We start from the raw sequence: 16,798 nt of genomic DNA on the forward strand, positions 1-16,798 counted from the left end.
TGGCGCAGGACCGTTTCCGGTCGCGATCCGATCAGCTGTTGAGGATCGGCTGTTGCCGCCCGATCCCGTCCATCATGTCACGAAGCATCTCCAGCAGGGGATCGAGAGCGACCACTTCCGGGTTAAGAAGGCCATGCCGAGGATCGGCGGTTTCCGTTCGTTCAACACGGCCCGGCTAACGATCAAGGGGTTCGAGGCGATGCTCTGGCTGAAGAAGGGCTTCGGCTTCGCCGGAGAGTGGACCGTTCACAGCCAGAACGATCTCCTCGCGCAGATCTTCGGGCTCCAAAAAGTTAACAAAGTCTGAAAGTTTCAAGCGAGATTGTTATCCCGCGTCTCATGACCAAAGTTGCGACACGCCCCGCTCGACCGGACCCATTGTTCGGGAGAACCACATGCGCCAAAGGGGTCAGCTCGCTATCGACAAACACGTAATCGGTGCCGCTGAGCCCTTCGAGAAAGTTGGACGATCGGTCGTCCAATGCCTCGGTCGAAGCCGCGTGCCTGTCGCTCGGCGGGGAGCCTGACTCGCCCTCTTCCGACAGGTCGGTTGCGGGCGAGGGGGCCGGCTGTGAAGACTGTTCTTGGTTCATGTTTTTCGAACCGGAACTGTCCTCGGGGTCTGTAGTCGCTACGCTGCCAGGCAAGACTGCCTTCTTGACGAGGCATCCATCGTATTTGACGGCGATGATCTCCTCACAACCCTTATAGTCCGGCGACGTGAAAATCGCCTTTTCGGCGTCTGTCAGCCGCTCGCCTGCGCCAATCTGGAGACGGATGTCTTCGTAGGTGCCGGGGACTTTGACAACGAACTGACTTCGTCGCTCGCCTGCGCCTTCACCCCCCGCGTCGACATGCCAGGTCCCCGTTGGTGCGTAGAATGGGATCGGCTGGCCTTTTCCGGACCCGCGACCGCCGCGCCACCAGTTTCGACCATCGGGCAGCGTTTCGTACCAATAGACCGTCTGTTTTTCGACGGGGAAGCCCGTCTCGTCGCGTGCATCGATAAAAACACGCGTCACGTCGAAGGAAAAATCAACCTCGGTTGGTTCACCGGGTTCGACCTGGACGATCTGTTCCGCCGTTACGAAACGGTCGATGTTTCCACGGATCAGATAGGTTCCGGCGGGGAGCGCGATCTCAAGATCGCTCCAAGCTTCCTTTACGATAGGAGTTTCGGCGATCTCTCCATCAGTGACCGGAAACACACTGAAGTAGGCCCACGCCTTGTCGTTCTTGACGCCGCCCAACGGAGGGTTCGTAGTATCGAGCGGTGTTTGGGGATTGAGAAACGCATTGATGATGAGGCCGGCTGAGAGGCTCGCCTCGATCAGATGCGTTTCGTCGCCGGCAGGTACATCAAAGGAATAGCGGATCTGATAGCTCCCACGTCCCTGATTGAGGCGGCGGATCAACACCTGATATTGCCCGGGCTCGAGTTTTGCCTCCGCGGAGCGCCGCTTCGTTTCCGGATAGTTCAGGCTGAACGAGGCCTCTTCGGGAAGCGTTTCGCCTGTGTCTTTCTCGATCCGTACTTCCAGATTTCGCGCACCCAGAATCTCGCCTCCCGGTGTATCGCGGAAAATAAAATGGACGTCTCGCAGACCTGCGTTCTCAGGCTCGAAATTCTCATCGCTCGGCGTGATCTCGGCGTTCACTGTCTGGTTCAGCGCGTTCTTCAGTGCGCCGGCATCATCTGCGCGAAGGTAAAGCCCGCCGGTATTGTCGGCGAGGCACTGCACCTGCCGGCTTTCTTCCGCACTTAACCCGAAGCCGATCACATGCGCGGTGAAGTCGATGCCGGCGCTTTCGAGTTCAGAGGCCAGGGCGCACGGATCGGCGTTGCAGGTCTCGATACCGTCCGTGACGAGAACCACCGTCGCCGCGTTCTCGGTGTAGCGCAGCTCCTCTGCCGCCATGCGCACGGCATTCGACAGCGGCGTTTTTCCGCGCGGCGTGATCCGATCGGTCGCCGTAATGATCCTTGGGATCGACTGACTGGCAGGACTGACAGGAACCAGCGTTTCGATGTCCGAGCACATGCCGCGCTCGCGATGGCCATAGGCGATGAGACCGATCTGCATGTCGCGCTTCGTTTCCGACAGCACCGACGACAAGGTCTCGCGCGCGATCTCTATCTTGGCGCGACCATCGATCTGGCCCCACATGGAATTCGATCCGTCGAAGACGACCATCGTGTCAACCGACTGGGCTTTTGCCGGCAGGCACGGCAGCGAGGCTGCCAGTACAATCGTCGCGGGTGTGAGAATTGCTTTCCACTGCATTGTCTTCACTCCCGTCATTGCGCGCAGAGCTGGGTGTTCGCGGTCGCTCTGGTCAAACTCCACGTGGAAAATCGAAGCTGGGCCGATTGGGAGTCCGAGAAGCCGCCTGCCGAGCCGTCTGCATCTTTCCATGTCGATGAATCGCAGATCGCCGAGATCGAGTAGATATCGGATCGAGAGCAGACCGGCTTTCCCGCCACGTGAAAGACGACTTGCCGATAGGCGCCGCTGCCGGGCGCCCCGTTATTGTCGGAGACAGGTTTGTAAATTGTGCGGCCCGAACCGCGTCGTGGTTCCACCGTCAGCTGAACGTGCGTCGGGTCCGCTTTCGCAGTTGCATGCTTGCCGATGGGCGCGGTCGGCGAGATGAGGTTCACTTCGATTACGCAGGGAGAAGCCATCGCAGCCGGGGCTGAAAAGCCTGCGAAGGCGGCAACCAAAAGGGGAAGGAGGCGGTTCGTCATGCACTGGCCATCCGGTTCGTATCAGTCGGATCAAGACAATGGACCAATGCTTCCAGTCCGCGCCTCATCCATATGAGTGATCTTGCTCGCGCCGACGGCTGATAACGCTCCGCACGGTCGAACGAGCGCGGGACAGGATGGATGGAATCCAGGCGATGGGACCCTTTCGAGGACAGCGTGCCCGATGGCCGCGATCCATTTCGCCCTCATCCCCTCGGGCGCTGGGAGCGCAAGCACAAGGTCGCGGGCGCGATCGGCGTCTTCGGCCTTCTCGCGTGGATAGCGCTGCCGTTCTTCGGGATCGAAATCCTGAACTGGATCGGTTTCGTCCTCGTCTTCGCATCTGGCTTCTGGATAGCCTTGGACCTCGATCCCGACGAAATCCCGATTGGGGATCCGCGCCGCGATACGATCAATGCCCTTCACAAAGTCGCAGCGCAGACGGCCGGGATCGAACAGTGGGGGCTCGCGCTTATCCAGCCGCCGACATGCTGGCAGCTGCCTCAAGACCTCATAGAGAACGGCAGGCCAACGGTGCGGATGCGCCAGGCGGCGGAAGCGGCGCTGCGCCGAAAGGGTCGCCGGGCCCTGCTCAGCGACCGGCAGATCGCGGATCTTAATGGGCGGAGCTTTTCAAGAAGTGTCGACGGCGACCGGATGATTTATCTGGTCGATCGCCGTATCTATCCGTTGGAAACCGATCTGACGGCGATGGTGATGCCAAGTCCGGTCGTCGCCGTGCCGCTCCCTGTTCAGGCGGTCTTCCGCTGGCAGCATCGCGAGGTGCCTTTCTGGACGGGCATCGCAGCCATGAAGGGCGACCTGCGCAATCCGCTCATGTCGAGAGGGGTGGACCGCCGTGCCGATGTGGCGACGCTCTATCCGATCTTCGCCTTCCCGCTCGCCCGGAAGACCGGCGTTCACGCCCATCTACGGGCCGCGTTTCCCTATATCGAAGGCGACGATGCCAAGCTGGACAGCGCGACCTTCAACCAGCTCTACACGATCTCCCATGACAGGGGCTCGCAGAACAATGGCGACGAGACGGCCCTTTACAGGGTGTTCACGCCTGCGGCGCAGAGCCTTCTGATCGACCTCTTCGAGCGGTACGGTGCGGAGATCGCGATCCGCGACGAGATCGCCTTCGTCCGGCTTTCCATCACGGCGCTCATGACCGAGGACGAGGCGAAGCTGACGAATGCTGCAGAGGAATGGCATTCGAAGCTGACCCTGATCGCCGACGACCTCGTCCGGCTGAAGACCTATCTCGAATGACCTTCGGCGCGGATGCATTCGCCTCCGACGAACGGCTCCGGCGCTACTTAGCTTATATCAAGTAGGCCCTACAGGCTCTATGGGAATTCCATCCTTCAGAGCCCGGCAAATACCTCGATTCCCGCTTCCGCAAGAAGCCGTGCGGCTCTTCGACACTGGTCTTCCTCTCGTGGCACGATGCCGGACCAGTAGCCGTTTAGCATCAGCGTACGACGCGCCTCCTGACTGGCGGGGCTCGTTCTGATCTCATCGAGCGCGGAAAAGAATGCATCGCACACATCGTCCGTCCGTCCATCGGAAGACGGCAAGTACGTACCGCCTCCACCGCTGGCCGCTGGTGGCGTGATCGCGTCGCTTTCGCTGAACTCGGCCAGGATCTCGGTCCGCAGCGCGCTCCCTCTGTCGACGAGGCCGAGCATTGCGCGCGATTGCTCGAAATTGCGGAGGACCATTCGCAAATGTTTCCAGCCGGGCGTCTCGACATAGCCGAGATAGAGCGCCGTATCGCCGCCCTCTCTCCATTCGAGCGGTGCCCTGAGGGTGATCGAGCCGGACTTTTCCGCATTCTCGCACACGCGCTGCCATTCATCGTTTACCGGCATGTCGCGCCCGCATTCACCATTGCCCGCGGGGGTGACGGTAAGGGCCGCCGCGCGACCCGCCTCGGGTCTGCGCTCGGAGATTTCGAGCCGAGCCGTCATGCCGCTGCCGAAGCGAGTGAGCGTCACCGCGCCGAATTCGGGTTCGGTCACGGCCTCCGGCGCGCGTCGCCACGTTCCCTGTGCACGCACCTCCTGCGGCGTGAAGGCGGCGCGAGCAAGCGGGCGCACTTCGAGCCACGCCTTGGGAAACTCGCCGTTCTCGCGAAAGCGTACATACCAGCCATTGGCTTTGAAAAGCGGGCCGATCGCCGGCCCGGAGGCCATTTCGAAGGCAACCGTCATGTTGCCGGTTGCCGGAACGGCCGTGCCCCGCATTCTAAAGCCGTTGTCCGCGACGGTTTCTGTAAGACTGAGGCGATAATCCCGGACGCCCGCTTTCTGCGCGTTCTCGCAGATCTTCAGCATGGCAGGGGTTTGCGGGCAGAAGCCGGTGATATTCTGCGTATCGTAGCGGAACCAGAAGATCCCCCGCCCCTCATAGCCCAATGCTGTGCGGCGCAGGCTCTGTTCATACTCGATCCCGACTTCGGGCAGGTCCTTTTGGGGGAGCTTCCAGTGGAGCGACGGTAATCCGGTCTCGGCGAGCGCGGGGGGGTCGCTTTCGCGCCGCGATGGGGATGGGTCTGATGGATCGCTGGCCATGGCGCCGGCCCCGCCTTGCTGCGATCGTCTGATTAGGGCCTCAACACCGATCGCGTACAAGGTGCTTCTGAACTCTTCCGCCGTGTCGACGAAGGCCGCGGGCTCGGCGGCCTCGTTCGGCGTCGTCTGAACCGCGACCCCGACGATCGAACCATTCGAAGCGCGCAGGACCCGTGCAAAGAAAGCCGGGGCGTCATCGCCACGGCCCGGCTTGTGGAGCCCTTCGAAGGTGATGGTCCCGCCGATTGGATTGACGAGGAAGTTCGCCGAAACCATCATGTCCTCGTCGCTGAAAGCTTCGAGGCAGAGATCGTAGAACACGCTTTTCAACGGAAAGGTTCTGCGGCAATCGGCCAGACTGGAGGTTGCGAGCCGCAGTCTCGCCTGTCTGTCTCCGCGCGGTAGGGGTGCGTCGAGCCGAATTTCAACCGCCGTCTTCGGCCCGATCCGATAGCCGTAGAGGTCGGTATTTTCGCCCTGAGCTTTCGCGGGAAGGCTCGATAGAAGCGAGAGAGAAACCAGGATCGAAGCGGCCCATGGGGCGATCGGCGAGCTTTTTGTTGAAAGGGTTCGGGTTTTCCTCCTTCGTCCGGTCATCCCTTGGTCTCCAGATGCCTACGCGCCACCGCCTCGGCGAAGCTTCGCTTTGTCTGCGCACCGGCGCTTTCGAAAAATTCGGCGGTGGCATAGCCGTCGAGGAAATCGGGACACAGCGCCCGGCGCTCGATGCATTGGAGAATGAGGTTGACGAGCTCGTCGAGTGTCGGCGGACGGCTGATGTCGACGGCGGTACCGCCGCCCCCGGCTCCCGCAGGATGTCCCTCTCTGCCGGTATTTGCCAAATCGTCTCCGTCGCTATCATTGTCAGGATCAAGATTGGCGAGACAATCCAGATGATTTCTGATGGCATCCGCAGTGCGCGACTTCGAGGCGATCGCGCAGGTTTCGATCACATCCGTTGGCAAGAGCACATCGGAGAGATCGATCGCACCTCCAACGGGTGTCAGCAGTCTGACGACAACGAACAGCTCATCGTCGAGGGTTCTTTGCGAATTGATCCAGATTTCTTCCCAACGGATCTGGATCAGGGAGGCACCAACGGGCAAAAGGATCCTCATGTCTCGAAGCCCCAGGCGATCGTCCATGAAGAAGAAAATTTTCCTCTCGAACACATCTGGATATTGAGAGGCGAGCCGCAGGACCGGATTGGGCGCGAGCGGTGCGCCGATCGGAAAATGGTTCATTCCCCGAGGAAATTCCGGCAACAATAATGCAAAATCGTCGAGGGTCAGATCGGACTGGCGGTAGAGCCGGTCCCCGATCCGCATCCCGCCTTCCTCTACGAACACGCTGATTCTCTCTTCTGGAGAGTTCGGCATTCGGTTGGGAAACACCCATTGAGAACCGTTCTGAAGCGCAATTACGGCTTGCGTGCCAGCCTCCGAGGCCGCGACGCGGAAGGAGACAGCTTCGCCGCTCTGCGCAAGAGCACCCCCACTGCCGGTCAGCATCACGAAGACGAGAGAGAGCCAATAGCCGTGTTTCATTGGAAACTGCACTTTTCTCCACAACGGACCAGACGCTACGGGACGCTGCCGTGGCTCGCCTCGTTCAAATGAATGATATGAATCCCGTTCGATCGCTTCAGTCGCTGCCGTCGGGCAGAACAACAGAAAAGACGCCGATGAGACTGCGGTCGGCAAAGCCAAGGACAGCCGTTTCTCCGGGGGCGATGCGGTTGCCGTCGAGAATGGCGGAGGCGGATTCGGCGCTGAGGACGTAGAAGGTCCAGGGGCGTTCCGTGTCGCCGTTCGGCGTCGAGAATACCGATTTTGCGGTTTCGCGCAGGGCCGCCTCCCGACCGCCCGAGCCGCCGGGAGCGGCAAGGAGCGGTTCGGTGCGCACCGCGACGACTTCGTCAGGTCCGTCGGTAAAGGTCGGATCGCCGGTGGTCGCCCAGCTCGCCTGAAGGGCGGCGCGCACCGCGACACATTCAGGTCCGGATATAATGAGCCCGGGCACCCCGACATAGCGCATCACTTCGCGCAAGGACGCCCAGGCGACGAGGCTTTCGCGCAGATCCGGCTCCGTCCCGGTGAAACAGTTCTGCGGCTCACCGGGCGCGGCAACGCTGCCATTGTCTCTCGCGATCGGCACGTGGATCGCGACGAGGGTCGCTCGGTCCTGGACGTGTTTCAGATCAAACGGCGCCGGCTCCGCGTGTATGAAGGTCCAGCCCGTTGGGTCGGACAGATAATCCCCCTCACCGAGCGTCTGCGCCCCTGCATCCCGGATCGTGCCAAGCGACAGGGGCAAAAACAGGAGAAAAGCCGGCAGGCTGCGTTTCAGGAGGGATTTCATCGGCGAATATCCTGTGGTCTTCAGGCTGGACGGCCCGGCCTCGCGAAGGCCGGACCGCCGGTTCTTTGCGATGGACACGTCAGTATGGCGTGAAGAGAAGGTCGTCGTTCCGGGTGCCGGAGATGCTGCATCCGTTTTTGCGGATCGGCGCGCGCCCGCTCATTTCGAGGGTGTTGTCCTCCATCCAGTAGCCGTCCACTTCGTAGCCGGCTGGATTGCAGCCGCGTTTGAAGAGATGGGCCGTGCCGCGCACGCGGCGGAGGTTCGGCCCGCCGGATTCCCAGAACGAGCCCTGGAAGAGCACAGTGCCGGGACGCACTCCTTGCGCTGCAAGCCCCTGGCGCGGGCGGTCGTATTCGATGGTGAAGCCGCCACTGCCGCAGGCATGGATCAGCATGCGCGAGCCGTTGTGATCGTAGGTCGCGGTATCGCAGCCCTGCGCCTTCGCCTCTGGCGCTAAGCCGGCAAGGCCCGCGACGCCGAGTGCCAATGCCGCACCGGCAAGGAGTGTTCGGATCAATGTCATCGTCGGTTCCTTTCGTGCTGACTAGCAAGCGCGCTTGGCATAGGCGTCGCGGATGCCGTCGCGCTTGGCGCTGTTGGCGAGCGAAAGGGCCGTGCCGCGATCGAACGGCCCGTCGACCGCGCACCAGAACCCGTTGCGGAAGTTCGGATAGTCGTTGGTGCGGATCGTCAGGAATCCGTTGCCGGCGGCGCGCCGGGCGACCGACTGGGACTTCGAGCAGGCGAAGATCGCATACCAGCCGCAGCCCTCGAACGTGTTCTGGGCGCTGGCAACGGACGGCGCGGCGAGCGCCATGGACATAAGCACGGCTGCGGTGACGCGTGCGGCGGCAATTCCTCGTTTCATTGTGCATTCTCCCTTTTGGTATCGAGCATCGAAAAGCCCCTTGGGAGAACCATGAGCCGGCCTTTCGAAGCCGGCATCATTCATCCTGATGATATGAGCGCTTTTTTTGAGGGGATGATGCGCGCAAAAGACTGCCGATCGCGCCGATCAGTTCCACGAAATCGTAAATCTCCCGGGCGACGGCTTTCGCATCCTCCCGCCTTGGAAGGATGGTGGCGGCGATCATCACGCCGTCGTCGATGATGACGGTCGTGCCGGCGGATTCGCCGAGGTCGACGAGACGGGAAAGGACGGCGGGGCTGAGGGTGCGGAACACTTCGAGCCGGAGATCGGCTTCGCTTCCGTCGGCCGGGGCAATCTTGCCTGAACTGCCGAGACGGACCGTGAAGAGGTCGTTGAACTCGACCGAATCGAGATCGATGTCGTCGGCGGGACGATGACATTCCGGCTTGAGGGCGATCCGCATGCCCGAGCGCCGCTCGATCGCAAGGGCCGTCACCACGCGGAAGGCGCCCTCCTGATAGAGTTCGGAAAAGCCGCCGGTCTCGGTGCGCCGGCGGACGGTGCGCCAGCCGCCCTCCGTTGCGGCAAGCCAGAAGGCCCGTCCGTCCGCGCCCTCGCCCCAGAGCTCGACCGCCATGTCGTCGGGCCTCAGCCCGGCGCTCTGCCGGGGCGCGAACGGTCCGATCTCCGGGGCAAAGGCGCAGAGCCGGGCAATGCGCAGGCTGCCGAAGCCGGGACGGGCCGACCAGCCCTCTCGATTGGCCGTAAGAGTGAAGAGACGGGCGATCGAGGGGGCATCGATGTCGAGCGACTGTTCGGCGGCATCGCGTTTGGCCCGCCCTCGGGCCAGGAGAATGCGTGTTAGCGCGAGTATGCTGACCATAAATCCCACGAGCCCGATGAGCACGGAGGAAACGATCTGGCCTTTCCCGTAGAAGATCAGGCTGAAGCCGATCGTTGAAAAGCCCGCCGCCAACATGAATTCCGGTTGTGCAACCGGATACGACATCCGGCGGACGGGGGGTGGAAGGTCCGCCGGTCCAGCCGGCAGCACGATCTCGCCCTCGAACGGGTCCCAGCGGGTGATGGTCTCACCGGCTTTCACGGAAAGACCGCGAAATGCTGAACCGCGATCGACATGCCGAGGGCGATCAGACCGATGAAGACGAAGAAAGGAAACGCGCCCCCGTAGGATTCCCTGAAATCCGACAGGAGGCCGTGGACCAGCGGCCTCGGCTCGCCGTCTTCACTTTCGCGCGTCCCGACCAGAAGGTCCTCGACGGAGCCGGGCCGCGGCGCCGTCCCTCGGCGAGAGGTCCATTTCGTCGACGCCTTGAAGCCAGCGAACGGCGGATCGATGAGGTGGAGATCGAGGCGATAGTCGATCTCGGTCCTGTCCGGTCCGGATTGTTTGATGGTGCGCCGGTCGAGTTCGACGAAATTCTCGATGATCCCGCGCACGTGGTGGCTGGCGCAGCGCACCCGCCCCTGTTCGACGGCGCGGCGCTGCATGGCGACGACGACCTTCCAGAAGAGGAAGCCTGTGATCGCCGTGAAGACCGCCAGAATAGGGATGTAATCGGGGACCGTGCTCCGAAGATGAAGGACAGCTCTCCCCCAGGCGATCAGCAGATTGAACCCGATCATCATGCCCATGACGGCGGCAAGGAGGCTGAAGATCGCCGGCCAGCGCCGATCTCTCCGCCGCCCGGCCGCGGCCGGGGCTTCAGACGGCTCGATTGTCTCGTCGAGGGTGGGGATGATGCGCCGGAGCGCGGGGCCGTCTTCCATTGCCGATCAGAATTCGATGACCGGCCGCTGCGAGGCGGAAATCCGTTCTCCAGCGTTCATCTCGAAGGGCTTGGCGCGGGTGATGGAGTGGAGCGAGGCGACGAGATTACCGGGGAAGGTGACGATGCGCTGGTTTAGGTCCTGGACATTGCCGTTGTGCAGGCGGCGCGCGGCGGAGATCTGGTCTTCGGTCTCCTCCAGCTGGCGCTGCAGGATGGCGACATTCTCAGTGCTGGTGATCTCCGGATTGTCCTCGCTCCAGGCGGTGAGGCCGCGCAGGGCGCTGCCGAGGAGGGACTCGGCCTTCGCCATCGTCTCCGGATCGTGGCCAGCCAACGCCTCGACAGCCTTCTGACGCGCCTCGGTCACCTGCCGAAAGATCGTCTCCTCATGATCGAGCGCGCGGCGCACGGATTGGACGAGTGTAGGTACCAGATCGTGCCGGCGCTTCAGCTGCACCTCGACGCCAGCCCAGCTTTGCTCGACCCGCGTTTCAGCCCGGCGCAATCCGTTGAAGAGGATGATGTAGACCCCGACGATCCCGCCGAGGAGGAGAACGGGGAGGATGAATGCGAGGGCGGCCATGCCATTAGGTCCTATTCAACGTAGCGCTTGAAGCCTGTGACGAGCCCGGCGAAGGTCTCGACGACTTCGGTGAGATGATCGGCAAGCGCATCCGGATTGCTGGTCGAGACGACCTCGTAGCCGGCGACGAAGACGACCGGCCCGTCGATGACGACCTGGATGCGAGAGCGCTCCTTCAGATCGAGGAGCGCGGTCTGGGTCGCTGGTGTCAGTGCCTGTTGGAGGCGCATCTCCACCTCGCCCAGCGGGCTGTCCGGCCGGGGCGCGACGGAAATATCGAAGGCATCGTTGAAGGCGGTCGATTCGGTCTTGAAGTCGCTCCAGCTATCGCCCGTGAAATTCTCGGCGAGGAGTTTCGCGCGGATGCCGGTGTCGCGATCGAGCTGGTAGGCGGCAAGCATTGCTAGGATCCGCCCCGTGCGGTTCGAATTGCCGAAGCGGTCGTTGCGGAGGGCGGAGGCCGCGAAGGTGAGATCGGTGTCCATGATCTCAGCCCCGAGCCAGAACGGGATCGCCTCGCGCGTCTCGCCCCAGTAAAGCGCCTGAAGTCGGATCGGCAGCGGCTGGCCGAGATGGGGCTTTAAGAGTTCCGGCACGGTGGAATAGGGGCCAGCGAGCAGCGGGTGCTCGGCATAGGCTTCGAGAACGGATGGAGCGGGTTCGCCCTCCTTGCGACGCTTGGCTTCCTTCAGCGCTTCGGTGAGCGAGGCTGGCTTATTGGCGCTGCCCTTGCCGTCTCCGGCCTTGTCGAGATCGACATGGCGATGGGCCCAGCCGGTGCGCTTGGCGATCTCGGCATAGAGCCAGCGCCGCATCGCCTCGGGCTTGCCGAGGCTGTCGAGCAGGATCGACATGCCGACACCGCCGAACAGGAGACCGACGCCGATCCAGACGAGATTCTGGAACACGAACGAAGCGAGGACGATCACGAGACCGAGCAGCATCGCATAGAGAAACAGCCGCTTCACCCAATCGGGAATCTTGAAGCGAACGACCGGGCGCTCCGCCGCCTCGCGAACATAGGGCCGTGTCCCGACGAAGGGGTCCCAGACGGTCCCCTCGTCCTGCGCCGTCGCGCTCATGGGCGAATTTCCGGGGGCTGCACCACGAACTGCATGAGCGTCGTGCCGTCGAGATTGGCGATCGGCGTTTCACCGAGAGAGCCGGGGCAGGAAAGAAGCGCGTGGCAAAACTGCTTATTGGAAGGGTCCTGAGGGTTGCAGAGCACGGGATCGGCCCCGCCCGCCCTCATGACGAAGCGCGGCTTGGCCGCTTCCGGCCGCAGGAAATAGCCGCCGGAACGCTCGCGTCCGGTGTCGCGGCAGGCGAGCGTTCCATCCACAACGCTGCACTGGACGAGCGAACGCACGGCGAGCTCCTCGCCGCGCCGCAAGGTAGTCGCGAGAATGCTGTTCTGCGAAACGAGAAAGGGCGACGCGCAGAAGCTTTGGACGAGGCCCGGATCGGCCGCACCGCCCTCGCCCAGCAAATTGAGCGGAACGAGGCCGTAGATATCCGGCTGGATGGACCCCGAGCCGAACGCTGCCGCCTCTTCGCCCGCCGAATTCGAGGCGGTGGGAAGGCCGGCGAAGAGCGTCTCGTTGATCTCGATCGTCTTCGGGCCGGCACGCCGTTTGGCGTCTGTGACGCCGGGCATGGCAGAAGCCTGATCCTTCGGGCAGCGCCGATAGTCCGTGCAGCTTCCGCCACCTGCCGCGCAGAGACGCAGCCCCCCATCTGGCGAAGCGGTCAACAGGCGCGGGCCGTCGCTTTGGGAAAGGTCCGCAAGCGAGAAGCCTCCTGTGGCCGGGTTCATCGAGCCTTGAAGGCAAACGGTGGCATCGCCGCTCTCTCGGCAGGCAAAGGCGCTGGAGGCCGGCATCGGCTCGCCCACGGGAGCACGCTTGTCGAGCAAAAGGCCGTCTGCCGTGACGAGCGTCGAATCCACCCAGCAGCCGATCTGCGGCGGCGCTCCATTCGTCCGCACATAGACGTCCGCCACGCTCTCGAGATCCACCGGCTCGGCGAGGCTTTGCGCGGCGCACAGGTTGAGAGCGAGTGCGAGAAGAGAACGGGTGACAAGCGACATGTATTAAAGGTCCTGGCTGGTTTGCCGGGCCAGATTGCGCTGCCGCTTGCGATCGCGCATCGTTCAAATGGATGACGCCAGAGGCGCGCGACGTCCTCTAGCCTTCCCAAAGGAGATGGCTCAAGGAGCCGATCGGCGAAGACACCAGCGAGGCCCCGCCCATCTCCCGCGCAACCCGCAACGGGCGGACGATTGGCTCGCCATCGCAACCGGGCGTATAATCCGAGGAACGACTGACGATGCTCATCGGCAATGAGCTGACCATGCAGAAGAAAAGCCTGACACAGCGCGAAAGACAGGCAGCGGCCATTCTCGGCCAGGGCCGTGGTCGTGCCGGGTTGATGGAAGCGCTCGCCATCACCCAGAGCAGCGCCGACAAATATATCCGCAGCCTGAAGGACAAGCTGGGCGGAAACACGCTCGCCGAACTCACCCTCCTCTGCTCGCGCCTCACCCGTCCCGAGCCGCGCTCGCCGGCAGCGCCCCTCGGCATGGCGATCGAGCTCGCCGCGCCGCCGAGCGCCGCCGATGGCGAGACCGGCGGCGAGCCGCACCCGGTCACCTCCGCCGATCTCGCCGGCCTTGCGACCTTTCCCGAACTCTTCGATCGGTTCGCCGCCTTGATCCCGCGCTTTTCCGCCCGCTATCTCGTCTGGTCGCATCTGAGGCTGGAGGACGACAGGACGATCCGGCACTTCGCGACGCGCTGGAATTTCCCGCCGAACGTCGAATACGACATGAGTCTGCCGATCGAGCAGAACTTCGCGGCGCGTCACGCCTTCTCGTCGTGGGATCCGCTGCCGCTGGATATCGAGCTCGTCGCGGATTCGGAGATGAGCGTGATGCTGCCCGAGGCGGTCCTGCGCCAGAACCGCACCTTTATCGAGGCCGGCATGGTGCGCGGCATCATCTTCGTCCTGCCCGGTCTCGAATGCCGGGACCGGATCGTCAGTTCCGTCCTCTTCGACGGGATCGACCGGGCCGCCTTTCCCGCCCATGTGATCCGGGTTCAGCCGGCACTCTATCAATCGGTGATGGCGCTGCGAAACGCCCATGTGGCACTCACCCCGGCCTCCGCACCCCTTTCGCCGAACAGCGCTGCGATCCTGCGCCTTCTTCAAGAGGACGTGCCCATGGACGAGATCTGCGAAACTCTCGGCATCGGCCGCCGCAGCGCCGACCGCTATCTCAGCGAAGCGCGCGAGACCTTCGGCGTTGCGACCAACATTGCGCTAATGGCTCGCTTCGTCGATCACGAACGCGGGCGCATCCTGCCGTTCTGAACGGGCGCTATTTCGCCTTCTCGGCACCGATCAGGCGAAGGGCTTCGTCGAAGCTTCGGGTCTGGTCGAGGGGCTTGAAGCCGTCCTCCCGATTGCGACGCGCTGCAAGGAACGAGGGCTTTCCCTCACCTCGCACGGTCAGGATCGCAGCTTCCGGCGGATTGTCCGCCGGGCCGCCCTCCATGCCGCCGTCATAGATGAACCATGCGATCGTCCCTTCGAACGCGAGCGATCCATCGGCACCGAGATCGACGGCGCTCTCCGCCGATCGGTTCGATGAATCCCCGATGCGAACCGCCGCACGCGAATTAAGTTCGCTCAGAGTGAGGTCGACGCCCGGAGCCGTCGTGCAGAGCCATCGGCGCGGGTCGGCAGAGCCGAAAATCGGCGCGCAGGTCTGCCGGCTGAGCGTCGTCTCGACGATCCGGTAGGGGGCTTCCCCGATGCTCGCCCGCCGGGGCTCGGGAGCGCTTTCGTCGTCCTTGCACGGAGCGTGGAGTCTGGCGAGAAAGGCCTCGACGCTCATCTCGCCCTTCGAGACGAAGCACGCACCGTCGGGGCCGGCATGGAGGCCTTCGAGAGAGAGCCATTCAGAATTTTCAAGGAACGTCACAGCAAAGGCTGTCGGGCCGTCTTCCATGTCGCCCTCCAGGAGGCCGATCGGAGGATGACGCACGACGAAGCCGTTCCAAGGCATTTCTAGGATCGGCGACTCGGCATTGGCGCGTTTCAGATCGACGATCCCACGCCCGTCGCCGAACGAGAAGGTCAGGATCCAGCCATTGCCGAGATCGCAGGCATGGTTCGACCACGTGTCTTCGGGTTGGTCTCCCTTTTCCGTTGCACAGGCCTCGTCCTTGATGTTCTCGATGATGGTTCGCACATCCGGCAGGTTCGGCAGGTCGGCCACCGGATCCTTCGCAGCGGCGGGGCCTCCTATCAGGCCGCAGGCCAGTCCCGCGCTGATCCATCGTCCAAATCGCATCATTCTCCATCCTCCTTGGTCGTTTTAAGACCGAGGATGTCATGCCCGCGGAAGTCCCCGCATCATCTGGATGAATGAGGTGCGCCGCCTTGCGGAAGCCGGCTCATCAGCCCGTAGCTGAGAGCGGCGAAGCAAAAGCCGACGAGGGATGCGGAATTCACGTCGACGAAGGTAAAGGCGATCGCCGCGAAAAGCCCGAGGCTCATCGAGATCGGCGCCGCGAAGCGACCGGGTGCGCGCAGGAAAAGCGCGCCGAGCGCCGCCGGCAGGAAGACGGCAAGGCTGTTGAATGCGGCGACGACCGTCGAGAGAAGATCGCCGAAGAGGATCGCGGCGGCGGTCGCAAGGCCAGTGAGGACAAGGATCATGCCGCGCATCGCGCTGATCCCGGCATCGCGATTGCCGCCGACGACGAGCGCCATGATGAAGGTGTCGATCGAGGACATGATGCAGGCGACGAACATCACCGTCGCGATCCACGGCATTGCCGCCGGTGCGAGCCGGGCATAGGTCTCGAAGACGTCGGTTCCGGGGGGCGCGGCATAGCCGGCATAGGCCATGCCCCAGAAAAGCAGCCCACAGACGAGCGCGGCGGCGAGATAGCTCACCTGCGCTACGCTATCGGAGCGCGCGAGCGTGATGCGTTGCCAGTTGTCGACGGCGAGCACCGCGCTCCAGGGGATGAACAGCCAGACCCCGGCGAGGAGCGCGGGCCGGTATTCGCCGAAGGCGAAGAAGGGCCGCTCAGGTGCTGCAAGGCTCGGCAGGCCCGCCATGCAGATCGCCATGGCGAGGATGATGACGCCAGCCTGCACGATGTCCGTTTCGACGGCCGCCCGGTAGCCGCCGATCAGGAGATAGAGCGCGATCAATAGTCCCGATGCGATGACGGCAACGGTCACATCCCCGCCGAGAAACGGAGCGGTCAGAAGACCAAGCGCTGCGAGCTGGATCGCCGATCTGAGGACGAAGACGAAGGCGAAGCAGGCAAAGACGATCCGACGCCCGGTGCGCCCCTCGCTCATCGCGACGAGATCGATGAGGCCGACCGTGCCGCGCTCGCCCGCCACTTTGCGGATGGTGCCCGCAAGCGCTGCGCAGAGGACAAGGCCCAGCGAATAGGCGAGCGCGATCGAAAAGCCGAGCACCGGGCTTTCGGCTGTGAAGAGATACAGCGCGACGAAGCTGCCGATGCCGATATTGCCGCTCAACGCGCCGGCAAAGGTCGCGAGCGGACCGTTGCGCCCTTGATTGAGGGCGAACTCCGCCGCCCGGTTTCCCCGTTTCGCGTCTCGGCCAAAAGCGGCGAGAACGAGCGGAAGAAGAAGCAGAGCGAGCACCGCAATGCTGGACGAAAGATCACCAGTCAAAGACTGCATCCGGTGGATTCCAGCATGAAGTGCAACGTGATCATGAGAAGCGGATTTGGACGTCTTTGCCAAGTTCTTTGAGCATGGCTTGGAGAGGCGTGACGAAGCCGAGGCATTTTCTCGGTGTCGTAT

General features: G+C 63.0%; 17 protein-coding genes. 3 read left to right on the forward strand and 14 right to left on the reverse strand.

All coding sequences use genetic code 11. The annotated features are described in order from the left end of the window. Window positions 1-307 (forward strand): DDE-type integrase/transposase/recombinase (locus ABRA89_RS19300; RefSeq protein ID WP_349943126.1); only part of this gene is annotated, 307 nt, incomplete at its 5' end. Here the strand turns inward: ABRA89_RS19300 and ABRA89_RS19305 are convergent. Both ABRA89_RS19305 and ABRA89_RS19310 read right to left on the reverse strand, forming a co-directional pair. After that, a complete protein-coding gene (locus ABRA89_RS19305) occupies window positions 294-2,285 on the reverse strand; it encodes a vWA domain-containing protein (RefSeq protein ID WP_349943127.1) in 1,992 nt (663 codons plus the stop codon). The genes ABRA89_RS19300 and ABRA89_RS19305 overlap by 14 nt on opposite strands. Before the next feature lie 14 nt (window positions 2,286-2,299). Next, window positions 2,300-2,749, reverse strand: a complete 450-nt coding sequence (locus ABRA89_RS19310) for a hypothetical protein (protein WP_349943129.1) — start codon at window positions 2,747-2,749, stop codon at window positions 2,300-2,302. 141 nt (window positions 2,750-2,890) lie between these two features. Here ABRA89_RS19310 and ABRA89_RS19315 point away from each other — a divergent pair, with 141 nt between their 5' ends. Then, complete coding sequence (locus ABRA89_RS19315) at window positions 2,891-4,024, forward strand: hypothetical protein (protein WP_349943130.1); 1,134 nt, start codon at window positions 2,891-2,893, stop codon at window positions 4,022-4,024. 95 nt (window positions 4,025-4,119) lie between these two features. On the opposite strand, the gene ABRA89_RS19320 is transcribed toward ABRA89_RS19315, so the two are convergent. The 10 genes from ABRA89_RS19320 to ABRA89_RS19365 all read right to left on the reverse strand — a co-directional run bounded on the left by ABRA89_RS19320 (window position 4,120) and on the right by ABRA89_RS19365 (window position 13,028). Further along, a complete protein-coding gene (locus ABRA89_RS19320; RefSeq protein WP_349943131.1) occupies window positions 4,120-5,658 on the reverse strand; it encodes a hypothetical protein in 1,539 nt (512 codons plus the stop codon). 263 nt (window positions 5,659-5,921) lie between these two features. After that, window positions 5,922-6,875 (reverse strand): hypothetical protein, encoded by a 954-nt coding sequence (locus ABRA89_RS19325; RefSeq protein WP_349943133.1) that lies wholly within the window; start codon window positions 6,873-6,875, stop codon window positions 5,922-5,924. Window positions 6,876-6,972: 97 nt separating this feature from the next. Next, window positions 6,973-7,689, reverse strand: coding sequence for a hypothetical protein (locus tag ABRA89_RS19330; RefSeq protein ID WP_349943134.1), 717 nt, complete (start codon window positions 7,687-7,689; stop codon window positions 6,973-6,975). Between the two features lie 79 nt (window positions 7,690-7,768). Next, on the reverse strand, window positions 7,769-8,215 hold the full coding sequence (locus tag ABRA89_RS19335) for a hypothetical protein (RefSeq protein ID WP_349943135.1): 447 nt from the start codon (window positions 8,213-8,215) through the stop codon (window positions 7,769-7,771). 21 nt (window positions 8,216-8,236) lie between these two features. Further along, window positions 8,237-8,560, reverse strand: coding sequence for a hypothetical protein (locus tag ABRA89_RS19340; RefSeq protein WP_349943136.1), 324 nt, complete (start codon window positions 8,558-8,560; stop codon window positions 8,237-8,239). A gap of 76 nt (window positions 8,561-8,636) precedes the next feature. Further along, window positions 8,637-9,668, reverse strand: coding sequence for a hypothetical protein (locus ABRA89_RS19345; protein ID WP_349943137.1), 1,032 nt, complete (start codon window positions 9,666-9,668; stop codon window positions 8,637-8,639). Further along, the gene (locus ABRA89_RS19350) at window positions 9,665-10,354 is read right to left on the reverse strand and encodes a hypothetical protein (RefSeq protein WP_349943138.1); all 690 of its coding nucleotides are present in this window, start codon (window positions 10,352-10,354) and stop codon (window positions 9,665-9,667) included. The genes ABRA89_RS19345 and ABRA89_RS19350 overlap by 4 nt, the downstream gene beginning before the upstream one ends. A gap of 6 nt (window positions 10,355-10,360) precedes the next feature. Continuing rightward, window positions 10,361-10,939: a LemA family protein gene (locus tag ABRA89_RS19355; protein ID WP_349943139.1), complete on the reverse strand. Its 579-nt coding sequence runs from the start codon at window positions 10,937-10,939 to the stop codon at window positions 10,361-10,363. Window positions 10,940-10,950: 11 nt separating this feature from the next. Further along, window positions 10,951-12,021: a hypothetical protein gene (locus tag ABRA89_RS19360; protein ID WP_349943140.1), complete on the reverse strand. Its 1,071-nt coding sequence runs from the start codon at window positions 12,019-12,021 to the stop codon at window positions 10,951-10,953. Then, window positions 12,018-13,028, reverse strand: a complete 1,011-nt coding sequence (locus ABRA89_RS19365; protein WP_349943141.1) for a hypothetical protein — start codon at window positions 13,026-13,028, stop codon at window positions 12,018-12,020. The genes ABRA89_RS19360 and ABRA89_RS19365 overlap by 4 nt, the downstream gene beginning before the upstream one ends. A gap of 239 nt (window positions 13,029-13,267) precedes the next feature. Here ABRA89_RS19365 and ABRA89_RS19370 point away from each other — a divergent pair, with 239 nt between their 5' ends. Then, window positions 13,268-14,311 (forward strand): hypothetical protein, encoded by a 1,044-nt coding sequence (locus ABRA89_RS19370; RefSeq protein ID WP_349943142.1) that lies wholly within the window; start codon window positions 13,268-13,270, stop codon window positions 14,309-14,311. A gap of 7 nt (window positions 14,312-14,318) precedes the next feature. On the opposite strand, the gene ABRA89_RS19375 is transcribed toward ABRA89_RS19370, so the two are convergent. Together ABRA89_RS19375 and ABRA89_RS19380 are read right to left on the reverse strand one after the other, a co-directional pair. Continuing rightward, the gene (locus ABRA89_RS19375) at window positions 14,319-15,299 is read right to left on the reverse strand and encodes a hypothetical protein (RefSeq protein ID WP_349943143.1); all 981 of its coding nucleotides are present in this window, start codon (window positions 15,297-15,299) and stop codon (window positions 14,319-14,321) included. Window positions 15,300-15,358: 59 nt separating this feature from the next. Beyond that, window positions 15,359-16,675: a sodium:solute symporter family transporter gene (locus tag ABRA89_RS19380; RefSeq protein WP_349943145.1), complete on the reverse strand. Its 1,317-nt coding sequence runs from the start codon at window positions 16,673-16,675 to the stop codon at window positions 15,359-15,361. Between the last annotated feature and the right edge of the window lie 123 nt (window positions 16,676-16,798).

Source organism: Fulvimarina thalattae, from assembly GCF_040239565.1.
Lineage (GTDB): Bacteria > Pseudomonadota > Alphaproteobacteria > Rhizobiales > Rhizobiaceae > Fulvimarina.

Excerpts from the sequence above, each read along its gene's own strand:
- ABRA89_RS19305 (WP_349943127.1), bottom strand. The coding sequence starts at position 2,285 with ATGCAGTGGAAAGCAATTCTCACACCCGCGACGATTGTACTGGCAGCC.
- ABRA89_RS19330 (WP_349943134.1), bottom strand. The coding sequence starts at position 7,689 with ATGAAATCCCTCCTGAAACGCAGCCTGCCGGCTTTTCTCCTGTTTTTG.
- ABRA89_RS19350 (WP_349943138.1), bottom strand. The coding sequence starts at position 10,354 with ATGGAAGACGGCCCCGCGCTCCGGCGCATCATCCCCACCCTCGACGAG.
- ABRA89_RS19335 (WP_349943135.1), bottom strand. The coding sequence starts at position 8,215 with ATGACATTGATCCGAACACTCCTTGCCGGTGCGGCATTGGCACTCGGC.
- ABRA89_RS19380 (WP_349943145.1), bottom strand. The coding sequence starts at position 16,675 with ATGCAGTCTTTGACTGGTGATCTTTCGTCCAGCATTGCGGTGCTCGCT.
- ABRA89_RS19355 (WP_349943139.1), bottom strand. The coding sequence starts at position 10,939 with ATGGCCGCCCTCGCATTCATCCTCCCCGTTCTCCTCCTCGGCGGGATC.
- ABRA89_RS19310 (WP_349943129.1), bottom strand. The coding sequence starts at position 2,749 with ATGACGAACCGCCTCCTTCCCCTTTTGGTTGCCGCCTTCGCAGGCTTT.
- ABRA89_RS19375 (WP_349943143.1), bottom strand. The coding sequence starts at position 15,299 with ATGATGCGATTTGGACGATGGATCAGCGCGGGACTGGCCTGCGGCCTG.
- ABRA89_RS19365 (WP_349943141.1), bottom strand. The coding sequence starts at position 13,028 with ATGTCGCTTGTCACCCGTTCTCTTCTCGCACTCGCTCTCAACCTGTGC.
- ABRA89_RS19315 (WP_349943130.1), top strand. The coding sequence starts at position 2,891 with ATGGAATCCAGGCGATGGGACCCTTTCGAGGACAGCGTGCCCGATGGC.
- ABRA89_RS19360 (WP_349943140.1), bottom strand. The coding sequence starts at position 12,021 with ATGAGCGCGACGGCGCAGGACGAGGGGACCGTCTGGGACCCCTTCGTC.
- ABRA89_RS19370 (WP_349943142.1), top strand. The coding sequence starts at position 13,268 with ATGCTCATCGGCAATGAGCTGACCATGCAGAAGAAAAGCCTGACACAG.
- ABRA89_RS19340 (WP_349943136.1), bottom strand. The coding sequence starts at position 8,560 with ATGAAACGAGGAATTGCCGCCGCACGCGTCACCGCAGCCGTGCTTATG.
- ABRA89_RS19325 (WP_349943133.1), bottom strand. The coding sequence starts at position 6,875 with ATGAAACACGGCTATTGGCTCTCTCTCGTCTTCGTGATGCTGACCGGC.